This is a genomic window from Flavobacterium sp., from assembly GCF_013822155.1.
Lineage (GTDB): Bacteria > Bacteroidota > Bacteroidia > Flavobacteriales > Flavobacteriaceae > Flavobacterium.
In genome coordinates this window covers 1-11,940 of sequence record NZ_PNJW01000076.1, presented here as the reverse complement: position 1 = coordinate 11,940, position 11,940 = coordinate 1, and the positions used below count along the sequence as shown (strand labels likewise).

The window sequence follows — 11,940 nt, the reverse complement described above, 5'->3', positions numbered from 1 at the left end:
GTTTATTGAATTCTACAAAGTAGAAAATTTAGAGAATCTAGATTTTATAAACAAAATGGAATCGTTGGAACATATTTTTTTACAAACTGTTAATAAAATTAAAGGTTTTCCAAAATTACATGCAAACTGTAAATTGCGAAAAATAGAACTTTGGTATATGAAAAACATTAAGGATTTTACTCCATTAGAAACCTTACATTCATTAAAAGAATTTTCTTGTAGAGAAATGACTGCCAACGAACCTAACGATTTTTTACCTGTTTTGAGAAATAAAAATATTGAAAAAATAGCAATTTGGTTTCTAAAAGAGGGACAACGAAAAGAAATGCAAAAACTTTACGAAGAACATAATAAAGAATATTCAAACGTTAGCTATATGTATTAAAAAGTTGCACAACTGCGGTTTTAAGAAATTGGGTCCTTGGGTCTTCCCGAAGTCTAGGGATTAGAATAATATAAAAAAACAACCTCGTTTAGTGTATTCTAAGCTAGGTTTGTTTTTTAGTATTGTGAAAAACTAATATATTTACTTCTCCATTAATTAAAAGCAGTTTAGGATAGGGTTTGAGGAGCTGAGTTTGGCTGCCATTATGTGCAAAGTCCGTTTACAATTTAACAATAAAGGACATTTATTATCAAAAATATGCAAGACGAAGTAACAAAACACACTAAGAAAATATACAAGGTAGTAAAAGACCCTAAACACACCTTTTTAGAAAAAGTAAAAGAAATTATCATTGAAATTTTTATCATTGTTTTTGCTGTAACGCTTTCTATTTGGCTACATAATTGGAGTGAACAAAAACATCATCAAGAAGAAACAATCGATTTTTTATTAGACTTAGAAGATGACCTAAATAAAGACATCAAATGGATGGAAAAAGAAAAAACTCGCCTTACAAAAACTGTTGAACAATATTCTATATTAAAAAATTTAACTGAAAAACAAATTGACAGTATTGAGGCAGTGAAAGCACATATTGATATGCAAATAAACTATGTTATCAGAAAAACAAACACCGGCAATTATGAAGGCTTTAAGTCGAGTGGAAAAATTGGATTTATTGAGAACAAAAAACTAAAAAACCTAATTCTTGAATATTATCAGGAAAGTATGCCATCATTAGAAGAAGCAGAAAAATTTTATAATTCACGACTAAATAAAATTGAAGAATTAGCTTATCATAACCGAGAAAAAAAGAAATTACTTTTAGACCCAATTTTTAAGATTTCGCTTGACTTGGTAATTCAATCTGCAACTAATGACGATAAAGGATATGATGAAAATATTGCACAAGCAAAAGAAATTATAACTGAAATAGACAAAGAAACCAAAGAATAAAATGGCAGCTAATTGAGTAGACTGCCTTTCCAGAGACTAACATGGAGAGCCTCTAACCCCACTGAGTTTTTGAATAAACTCTGCATAAATGAAGGGGGTCATTTAATTGGCAGCTTGTAAAGAGACGGGTTGAGTTGAATGTACATAATAAAGCCATTGCGAACAACCAAAGGTCTTGCACAACTTTCTCCAAAAACTATCCCGAAGCGTGGGGATTAGTATAATTATAAAAACAACTCATTATGAATAGACTGGTTTTACTAATTCTGACTTTTATGCTTTTTGGCCTTACTTGTTATGGACAGGACGTTTCTAGCTTAAAAATTGAGCAGGTTTTTCTTGATGAAGCAGATTCTACAAAAAACTATTACACTATTTTCTATCCGCCACAAATTCCTTGGAAAGGATATCTTTTTCTAGTTCCCGGTTTTGGTGAAACAGCAGAAAACGTTTTAGCACAAACTGACTTGCCTAAGAAATTAGCTTTAAACGGGATTTTGACCATTATTCCTATTTTAAAGACAGGTTCTTCTTTCTTTGGAAGTGATTCTAGCTCTCATCAATCGTTAAAAGAAATTATAGAAGTTGTGGTAAGTAAATACCAATTAAAAGATAAAGACTTCTTCATAGGTGGGTTTTCCATTGGTGGAACTTGTGCTGTAAAATATGCTGAGTTGACTATTCAAAACAACTATACTATAAAACCAAAAGCTGTTTTTGCAATAGCCTCGCCACTTGATTGGGAACGTTATTATAACGCAGCCCAAAGAGTTGTTAGACTATCAAATCCTGATAAAATAAATCAAGAAGTTTTTTATATGATAGACAGAATAGAGAAAGAAATGAAAGGCACACCGAAAACTGCATTAGAAAATTTTTATGCTAATTCTCCTTATTCATTTTCTGACACAACACAAACAGCAATAAAAAACTTAATTAATACGCCAATAATGCTAATCTCAGAACCTGACCTTCAATGGGGGTTGAAAGAACGAGGTTACGACATCTCCTATAATAATATCACTGACCATTCGGCTATGATTAATGAGTTGCAGCGATTGGGAAACACCAATGCTGTTTTAGTAACAACAATAGATAAAGGATACAGACAACCTAATAACATCAAACATCCAATTTCTTGGAGTATTGCAGACCCTGAGCAGTTAGTAAAATGGTTACAGTCACATTGAAAAGAAAGGCAGAAGGTAAGAGCCATTTGGCAAACATTTTTAAAGTATGAAGAAAAAAATCACTTTTGTTTTAACATTTCTATTATTTAGTTCTACTTTCTTTTCACAAGAATGTAGTTTTTTAAATTCTCAAAATGGATTTAGAAATATTAAATTAGGAGAGAATATTAAAAATTATCCTGAATTTGAATTAAAAAATGATAACAATTTAGAATTATTTAAATTAAGCTTTAATTCAGAAACAGATTATGTTTATGTGGGTAATGAAAATGATGAAATAAGTTCTACAAAAATTCTTTTTATTTATCTAAATGTTAAAGATAAAAAGATAGAAAGAATACATATTGTAACTCAAAAAGTCGAAGGATTATATTATATTTTGAAGAATGCCTATGGTGAAACTTCAACAGAATATGGGAAAAAATGGATTTGGAGAACTGAAAATATTGAATGTAGTATTGAAGGTGATGATAATAATATTCCAGGCTATCATATTATATATAACTATTTGTCAGAAGATAGAAAAATATTAAATGAAAGAAAAACTAAACGTAGTAAAGAAGCTCAAGCAGAATTATAAAACATTTGTAAACCGCAGTTTAGCAATATCTCCGGTTTAGTGCTTTCCTGAAGTCTCGGGATTAAAGATTGTTTTGTATTTTTGAATTGAAAGTTTTGGGTCTGCAAAACCTTGTATTATTAAAGTGGCAAACCATTAGCTGAAATGTTGTTTAAAATCGTTGAAAAATGAAATCTATAATTTTAAATGTTTGCTTTTTAATAATTTCTTTTTGCGGCTTTTCGCAAAGCAAAGAATTTATCAATAGCCTTACTCCTACTTTTCCCGGTTGTGAAAATAGCGATGATTTATCAAAATGTTACCGAGATAATGTTGGTAAGTTGATTGCCGCGGAATTGAATGAGGTTAATTATGAAAAGCCAAATAAAATCCAAATCGAACTTTTAATCCGAACTGAAGCAAATGGAAAATCTACAGTTTTAAAACTAAAGAATGATGATTCTAAAATAATACAATTAGCCAATCTCGCTCTGGAGAAAATGCCCCTAATTATACCTCTTAAATCCTCAGATGGAATTTATAAATCTTCTTCGAGTGGATTTTTTGTTACATTAATTAAAAATAAGAACGGTAAATTTGAAGTTTTATAAATCATAAAAACACTTCCGCTAACAGCCGTGATGACTAATCGCAGCATTCGTGTCGCCGAAAACATCTATTTTCATAACTTTGATGACACTGGCGGAAAATACGCTGTTGCGTAGCTGGTATATGCAAGTTATCCCCAACTTTTTCTCCAACCCTCCCATTTGCACCTAAAGCCCTATATTTATTGACATTGTAATTTTCGGAAGTTCATAATAAAGCAATAAAAAGCAGTCAAATACTTGTTTTGTTGTACCTAATGTTGTACCTTAGTACTCTCTTGCACCCGTTTGAAATACCAGTATTTATAAGGGTTTCACTCACTTGCATCATTTTACAAAGATAGTACAACAATCTTAAATTGCAAAAATTATGGCCTCTATTAAACTTATACTCCGAAAACACCAATTAGACAACACCGGGCACTGTCCGCTTTACATACGAATTATAAAAGACAGAAAAACGAAATTTATCACTGCGGGAGTCAAGCTCAAAGAGAGCGAATGGGATGAAGTAAAGCAGAAAGTAAAAAAGAACCATCCAAACAGTGCTCGGATGAATGCTTCGTTGGCACAGAAGATAGCTGATGCAGAAGCACAGGTTGCCGACTTAGAAAGAAAAGTAAAAACCGTATCCATCAAAAAGCTCAAAGAAGCTATAAAAGGAAAAGAAGTGCCAAACTTTTTTGACTATGCCTACAAGCGGATGGAGACCATTAAAAACACCGTTTCGTTTTCTACTTACAAAGCGTATTATGCAGCCATTGTAAAATTTGAAAAATACATGGGGACACGCGATGTGTACTTTGATGATTTCTCCGTAACACTACTGAACGATTACAAGAACCACCTGAGCATCAATTTAAAAAACGGTTTAACCACCCAGAGGCTTTCGATAATTGTTTTGGGAACCATCTTTAATCAAGCGATAAAAGAAGATATAATTCCCGAAACCATGTTTCCATTTAAAAAGCTGACACTTAAAATAGATAACGCTAAACGATTATTTTTAAACAAGGACAAGATAGAAGCATTAACGAATTTAGAGCTTCCGGAAGGCAAAAAAGCGACCATGTGGAGAGATTTGTTTCTATTTTCCATTTATGCCGGTGGTTTGCGATTCAGTGATGTAATTGAAATGCAATACAAGCATTACAACAAAGAAGAGCATAAAATCAGCAAAAACATTCGCAAGACCGGCAGAACACACCAATTCAAAATTGGAAAAGTGGCCATCGAGATCTTGGAGAAATACAGCAAAGAAGATGCGAAAAATAACGACTACATTTTCCCTGTTATTGAAGATACAGTGGGATATGAAAAAAATGATGCGATGAGATATTTTCTAACGGCAAAATATAATAAATTAGCGAACTGGCATTTGAAAAAAATGGGACAAAAAATGAGTTTGCCTTTTGATTTGTCATTTCATTTGAGTCGACATACATTTGCCACGAATGCGTTAAATAACGGAATGAGAATTGAGCACGTTTCAAAATTAATGGACCACCGAGACATCAGCACCACGCAAGTTTATGCGAAGATCATCGGAGAAGAATTAGACAAAGCAGTTGACAACTATATTTATTGATAAAAGACGAGAGTAAAAATGACGCTCTTTTCTATTACGAAGGTAGTTTTTCCATTTTTTTACTCTCGTAAATCATTTTGAAGGTAGTTTTTTATTATTTTTACTCTCGAAAATAAAACGAAGGTAAAAACTACCCGCATCAAACAATCAAAATTAATACTGTATGAGTAACAAGTACAATCCCGAAGTACCTTACAATGAATTACCATTATTACCGCCTAAAATAGACTTAGAATCAAAAGCAATTTTAAAAAAGTTGATTAGTTCAAGTCGTGCTTTATCTGAACTAAAAGGTGCAATTACCAATTTACCTAACCCTACGTTATTTATCGACACCATTAATTTACAAGAAGCACAAGCCAGTTCAGCTATTGAAAACATCATAACAACGCAAGATGAATTGTTTATGGCTTCTATTGCAGATAAAAAATACGACAATCCGGCAACTAAAGAAGTGTTGCATTACAAAGATGCGTTGTGGTTTGGATTTCAAGAAATCGAAAAACGCCCCATTCTAAATACCAACCTATTTATAAAGATAGCCCAAATTATAAAGGAAAATACAGCAGGAATTAGAAACGCTCCGGGAACACAATTAAAAAACCCAGCTACTGGTAAAGTAATTTATACGCCACCGGAAGGTGAAAATAAAATTCGTGAAATCTTAAAAAATCTTGAAAATTTCATTCATGCTGACGACGAAATAGATCCATTAGTAAAAATGGCAATTATTCATTACCAATTTGAAGCGATACACCCTTTTTTTGATGGAAATGGACGAACGGGTCGTATCATTCTGCTTTTATATTTAAAACTCGTAGGATTATTAGATTTACCGGCATTATACATGAGTAATTATATCATTGAAAATAAAGCAGATTATTATAATAATTTAAGAAAAGTTACGGCAGAAGAAAATTGGGAAGATTGGATTATCTACATGTTAGATATGGTTGAAAGCACAGCATTAAAAGGAAGAAAACAAATTGCGAGTATTGAAAAACTTATGAATGAAATGGCTGTTGAAATACAACAACAACTTCCAAAAATATATTCAAAAGATTTAATAGAGGCTTTATTTAGGCTACCTTATACTAAACGACAACAATTAGAAGCAGAAGGGATAGCATCATTAAAAACGATTGGAAATTATCTAATCGCTTTAGAAGAAAAAGGCTTTCTAAAAAGTGAAACAGTAGGTAAAGAAAAAATATACATTAATTACAGATTATTAGAAATTCTAAAACAGTAAACACTATTAATATTCAAAAGCAATAAAACAATAATAGTAAACTACCAGGTACCGGCAAGCACCCATTTTATTGACAATAAATGATTGTTAATAAGTTCACTAAAAATCCTTTAACAAGGATTTTTTTTATTTTCTACTTTTGCGAAATAGAAATCAGGTAATTTTTAGAGCAATCAAAACGAAAAAAAGTTGACTCCTATTCGACCAAACAAATACCGGAATAGAACGACAAATTTCAAGCTGTTATTAATTACAATTTACTAATAAATGAACCTAAATACAGTAAATACTACCATTGAATTCAAAGGAAGAAAATATAAAAACGGCTCCGTTTCCGGAGCATGTAGCGGTGCCGACAGCACAGGCTCAAAACCCCCTATTTGATATTATTATCGAAGAAGAATTCACGTTGCAAAAGTATTGCAATGCCTTGATTGAAAAGATACTTACACTCCGCCAGTCCCAATTTCCATCCTTTATAAATTACCAATGCAACCAGGTTAAAAATCCATTGACCTGGATAAACAAGCTTGAAAAGCTATTGGCGAATAACGAAACGTTTTTCAGTTCCAAAACAGCACTCAGCAGATATAACAAATTATACACCTTGATCGATAGAAAACGAACAGAGCTGCAATCTACGAGCGTAAAAGAACCGGTGATAAAAACACCGAAAAAATACATCAATGCTGAGAGTGAAGACCGGTATTTCTCGTTTTACGAAATCAAAAAGCAATTGGAAAATTGTGCCAATGACAACGAAAAAATACTGTTGCTAACCAAAGAAAAATTCGAGTACCAGCAAGCGAATATCGAGTTCATCAATCAAAAGACACCATTGTACGACGAACAATGCTGCAAAGAGATTGAGCATATTTATGCCTTGCAAAAACTGCAAGCAGCGTTGGAACTCAACAAAAAAGAGAATAATACCAACCAAATACCATTCAATAAAGTAAAATTCAATTGCAATGTGAATCAGTTTGTGGACATTTTCTACCAACTGCACCGCGAGTTATTCTGTGAGGGGAAACCATTTATTGATGGATCCGTGAACGACATGGTGGCAATCATTGTTAATTCGTTTTTGGACAAAGATGGGAATGAAATAAGTCCCCAAACGGTTGAAACAATACTCAAACCTTCGCGTGCCGACAAACGTCCGAAACCCCACAAAAGAATAGACATCGACAAGTTGCTCTAAAACAAAAGAGTCCCCAGGGACTATTTTGGGACTTTTGGACTTTTTTTCTCTTCCAACATTTGCACCATAACTTTTAAATCATTTAAAAAATGGAAGCAATTATTTTAACAAAGGAGCAGTACAATGAGTTGGTAACGCGTTTAGACTTCATCACCCAACAACTCAACAGCAAAGTAAGTCCTAAGAAAGAAACATTCCTGGACAACCAAGAATTCCTTTTACTGCTTAAAATCTCCAAACGTACAGCTCAAACCTGGAGAGACGAAGGCAAAATATCATTTAGTCAGGTCGGTAACAAAATCTACTACAAACTATCCGATGTAGAGAAATTGATGCAGGAGAACTACAACAAAGCTTTCAAAAGATAGTCCCATGAAAAGCTGCAACGGAACCTGTGAATCATGTGATTGTAAGCACAGAGTAAATTCCCATCCTTTGGAGGGGTGCCCATCGGGCGGGGTGGTTCAATCAAACTCAAAACGTAATATTAATGCAAACTTCAACGGTAGCGGCTCCCTCTCCTTTGGAGAGGGCTGGGGTGAGGTTTTAAAACAACAAAAATAACGTATGATATCAATCTTCAAAAACTTCAACGAAGTCATAGAGCACAAAACAATACCTGCTATTTTGGAAGACATTCGCACCGGCAAATACAAACATGCCATTGTCTATTTGCGAAAGTCATTATCCGAAAACAAGTTGGAAGCTTACGAAAAAGCCAAGAAGTCCTTGCCGGCATTTACACCTTCAGGTAAATTTACCGGAGGTCGTAAAATGGAATTCTTAACCGAATATTCGAAGTTTCTAATCTTAGACATTGATAAATTGGCGAACGATCAATTACAGAAAGCAAAAAGTACAGCGATACAAAGCGAGTACACCTTTGCCTGTTTCATTAGTCCATCCGGAAATGGATTAAAAATTCTCGTAAAAATCGACACGCCAAAAAACGAACACAAAGAAACGTTTCTGAAAGTACAAGCCCATTATGAAGAAATGCTTAAACTCGAAATCGACAAATCCGGTAAGGACCTAACCAGACTATGCTTCAACTCCTGGGATGAAAATTTATACCACAATCCGGAGGCTAAAACCTATGTAACAGAAACAAACCAATTGGAGAATTCCCCTCCATTGGAGGGGTGTCCGAAGGACGGGGTGGTTAAACACAATCAGAATAAATCGGAAAACCATCAACCGACAACCGACAACAGCGAAGCCATCTACAACCACTGCGTAAAATTCACCGAAAACAAAGTACAATTTGTGAATGGAAGCCGAAACGTATTCGTACACCAACTTGCTTGCAACCTAAACCGTAAAGGAATGGCATTACAAGAAGCATTAGGCTATATATTAACTGATTTTGGCTATGATGAAAAAGAAGTCACACAAACCGTAAACAGTGCCTATGGAAACATCAACGATTTCGCCACAAATTCCCATCCGCTGGAGGGGTGGCCAAAGGCCGGGGTGGCTGAAAAGAATCAGAATAAATCTGAAAACCTAAAACCTAAAACCAATAGTGAAAACGAATCTGGCTCCCCCTCCTTTGGAGGGGGCTGGGGGGAGGTTGACGACGACGACCAACCAAAACCAACCCAAATTGACCGACTAGAACTCTTTCTGTCAACCCGATACGTATTCCGTCACAACATCGTTTCCGGAAAATTAGAGTTTCAATATTTCGGTAAAAAGAAATGGAATGTAATGAACGACTTCATTGAAAATTCAATGCTTCGCGAATGTTTAAAAGGTCGAATCAAAACAAATTTGTCATCGTTACGAAACCTGTTGTATTCTGATTTCTGTGAGCTGTTCAACCCATTCGAAGATTACTTTTTTAATTTGCCTTCATACGATGAAAAGACCGATTACATCACCGAATTAGCCAACACAATTACAACTACAAAACAAGAACTTTGGCAGCAGTGTTTCAAAAAATGGATAGTAGCAATGGTGGGCTGTGTATTGGATGACAAAGTAATCAATCACACCGTTATTGTGTTCAGTGGCAAACAGGGTTTAGGAAAAACAACGTGGGTAGAAAAACTCGTGCCCAAGCCATTGAAAGAGTATTTATTCTCCGGAACCATCAACCCGAATAACAAAGATACGTTGGTACAACTTTCAGAATGTATGTTAATCAACTTGGACGAACTCGAAAACCTAAACCGTTCCGAAATCGGTAGTTTAAAAGAAATCATCACAAAAACCCAAATCAGAATGAGAAAGGCTTACGGTCATAACAACGAAACAATGCCACGAAGGGCTTCATTTGCCGGAAGTGTCAACACGGCTCAGTTTTTAAATGACAGCACAGGAAGCAGACGTTTTCTTTGTTTCGAGTTGGAAGGCATCCAATATCAACATGAGGTAGATATTAACCTCGTGTATTCCCAAGCATTGTACTTATTCAAAACGGGGTTCAGGCATTGGTTCGACCAAGAGGAAATCAAAAACATCACTGAAAACAATGAACAATACCAACTGCGAAGCCCCGAAGAAGAACTTCTGTTAACCTGGTTCGAACCTTGCGAAAGAGAAAAAGCAACCCTCTTCCTCAATGCTTCTCAAATAGCGGCAAAACTCGCAGAAAGAGCAAAAATCACCATCACAGACGGTACAATAAACAAAATTGGAAAAGCCTTAAAAAAGCATAATTTCACTCGATTGATGAGAAAAGGAAGTCCGGTCTATGCCTTAACAGAATTCACATACGAAGATGTCGACCTAACCAACCGAAAAACAGAACAATAAGTAGCAAATTTATACAAGTGGAAATCGAAAGTTTCCACTTTTTTTTCTACCAACTCCCAACTGAAAACTCCCAACTAAAACAAGGGTGTAAGGGGTGTAACCAAATTTCCACACAAACATTTTGAGTTTTTTTGATGTTGTAAAAATCAGGTAACATAAGAACATTAAAACGCAAATCAATAAACCACAAAGATTCGTTTGCCTCCTAAATCCCGTATAAATCCGTTTTTATTTTTTCCAAAAAATAAAAAATGTTTTAGCCCTTTTTTCCTTACACCCTACACCCTTTTATGATAAACTAGTTACTGTACTTATTTTTACATTATTTTTCTTCATTTTTCGTCCGTTTACGGTTTTCCGCATTTTTCTTTACAGTGATTTTTCGTATCATTGTAGTTATTTACTGAATTTAATTTTTTTTTAAAATAACTTCATATTATTTATAATGATAAAGCCTAATAACAATCCTAACATAGAGTCGTTTCTAAAAATTTATTCTCAAAGTCTTCTTAGTACAGGGCTAACAAGGGGTTTAGATGAAGAAACCTATATTTCAACTCGTTTAGATACCGCTTTAAAAGATGATGTTTTAAATGGTATGAAGAAGCTTGTCGTCCTAACTGGAAATGCGGGTGATGGAAAAACCGCATTTATTCAATTAATTGAAGCAGAAGCTAAAAAAAATGGTGTAACGTTTGAAATTGAAACTGAGAATGGTTGTAAATTTTCATATAATGGTTTTGATTTTGAAACCTTATATGATGGTAGTCAAGATTTTGAAGGTAAAAGTAATGATGAATTATTAAGTACTTTTTTTAAAGACTTTGAAGGTAATAATGAAATTACTGATAAAATTGTAAAAATTATTGCTATAAATGAAGGGAAATTAAGGGATTTTATTCTCAATAAGAAAGAATACAATTGGTTAGGTAAGCATGTTTATCATTACTTGGAACCAAAAAATTATACTTTACCAAAAACACTTGCATTTATTAATCTGAACAACAGAGCAATTGTAGAAATTGATAATGCTAAGTCTATATTTGACGAGTTACTAAATATTATTATTGATGATGACGACAAAAATAATACTTGGTCTCCTTGTAAATCTGAGAATTGTGAATATGCAAATAAGTGTTATATCAAATATAATGTTGATACTTTAAGAGATAGTAAAAAAGGAGCAGCTGTTAAAAATCGATTAAAAGAAATAGTGCTAGCTATTTATTTAAAAAAAGAGAAACATATTACCATGCGTGATATTCGGTCTCTAATTTCATTTATTTTATTCAATAAATACACCTGTAAACAACTGCAGACCAGCATAGACAATAATGAAAATTTACTCTATAGATTTTATTATAACAATGCTTTTAATAAAATAGAACAAGATAGAATGGTTGCAATTCTTCGTGAAGTTGATGTTGCAGATATGCC

At 33.7% G+C, this 11,940-nt stretch carries 10 protein-coding genes and 1 pseudogene; all 11 read left to right on the top strand.

The annotated features are described in order from the left end of the window. On the top strand, nt 1-385 hold a 385-nt coding region (locus tag C0512_RS13710), incomplete at its 5' end, for a hypothetical protein (protein ID WP_290862515.1). Between the two features lie 258 nt (nt 386-643). Further along, a complete protein-coding gene (locus tag C0512_RS13705) occupies nt 644-1,342 on the top strand; it encodes a DUF6090 family protein (protein ID WP_290862513.1) in 699 nt (232 codons plus the stop codon). A gap of 242 nt (nt 1,343-1,584) precedes the next feature. Further along, on the top strand, nt 1,585-2,532 hold the full coding sequence (locus C0512_RS13700) for an alpha/beta hydrolase (protein WP_290862511.1): 948 nt from the start codon (nt 1,585-1,587) through the stop codon (nt 2,530-2,532). Between the two features lie 46 nt (nt 2,533-2,578). Continuing rightward, complete coding sequence (locus C0512_RS13695; protein WP_290862508.1) at nt 2,579-3,112, top strand: hypothetical protein; 534 nt, start codon at nt 2,579-2,581, stop codon at nt 3,110-3,112. Between the two features lie 167 nt (nt 3,113-3,279). Next, on the top strand, nt 3,280-3,702 hold the full coding sequence (locus C0512_RS13690) for a hypothetical protein (protein ID WP_290862506.1): 423 nt from the start codon (nt 3,280-3,282) through the stop codon (nt 3,700-3,702). Between the two features lie 367 nt (nt 3,703-4,069). Continuing rightward, complete coding sequence (locus C0512_RS13685) at nt 4,070-5,287, top strand: site-specific integrase (RefSeq protein ID WP_290862504.1); 1,218 nt, start codon at nt 4,070-4,072, stop codon at nt 5,285-5,287. 163 nt (nt 5,288-5,450) lie between these two features. After that, the gene (locus tag C0512_RS13680) at nt 5,451-6,539 is read left to right on the top strand and encodes a Fic/DOC family N-terminal domain-containing protein (protein ID WP_290862502.1); all 1,089 of its coding nucleotides are present in this window, start codon (nt 5,451-5,453) and stop codon (nt 6,537-6,539) included. Between the two features lie 295 nt (nt 6,540-6,834). Next, nucleotides 6,835-7,743, top strand: a complete 909-nt coding sequence (locus C0512_RS13675) for a hypothetical protein (protein ID WP_290862500.1) — start codon at nt 6,835-6,837, stop codon at nt 7,741-7,743. Nucleotides 7,744-7,832: 89 nt separating this feature from the next. Beyond that, entirely contained in the window at nt 7,833-8,111 is a 279-nt protein-coding gene (locus tag C0512_RS13670; protein WP_290862499.1) for a helix-turn-helix domain-containing protein, read from the top strand. A gap of 199 nt (nt 8,112-8,310) precedes the next feature. Further along, complete coding sequence (locus C0512_RS13665; protein ID WP_290862497.1) at nt 8,311-10,503, top strand: VapE domain-containing protein; 2,193 nt, start codon at nt 8,311-8,313, stop codon at nt 10,501-10,503. Between the two features lie 445 nt (nt 10,504-10,948). After that, a pseudogene (locus C0512_RS13660) lies at nt 10,949-11,940 on the top strand (hypothetical protein); the annotation flags it as partial.

Bases quoted from the DNA above. Each gene is read 5' to 3' on its own strand.
- C0512_RS13705 (WP_290862513.1), top strand. From the start codon at position 644: ATGCAAGACGAAGTAACAAAACACACTAAGAAAATATACAAGGTAGTA.
- C0512_RS13700 (WP_290862511.1), top strand. From the start codon at position 1,585: ATGAATAGACTGGTTTTACTAATTCTGACTTTTATGCTTTTTGGCCTT.
- C0512_RS13695 (WP_290862508.1), top strand. From the start codon at position 2,579: ATGAAGAAAAAAATCACTTTTGTTTTAACATTTCTATTATTTAGTTCT.
- C0512_RS13690 (WP_290862506.1), top strand. From the start codon at position 3,280: ATGAAATCTATAATTTTAAATGTTTGCTTTTTAATAATTTCTTTTTGC.
- C0512_RS13685 (WP_290862504.1), top strand. From the start codon at position 4,070: ATGGCCTCTATTAAACTTATACTCCGAAAACACCAATTAGACAACACC.
- C0512_RS13680 (WP_290862502.1), top strand. From the start codon at position 5,451: ATGAGTAACAAGTACAATCCCGAAGTACCTTACAATGAATTACCATTA.
- C0512_RS13670 (WP_290862499.1), top strand. From the start codon at position 7,833: ATGGAAGCAATTATTTTAACAAAGGAGCAGTACAATGAGTTGGTAACG.
- C0512_RS13665 (WP_290862497.1), top strand. From the start codon at position 8,311: ATGATATCAATCTTCAAAAACTTCAACGAAGTCATAGAGCACAAAACA.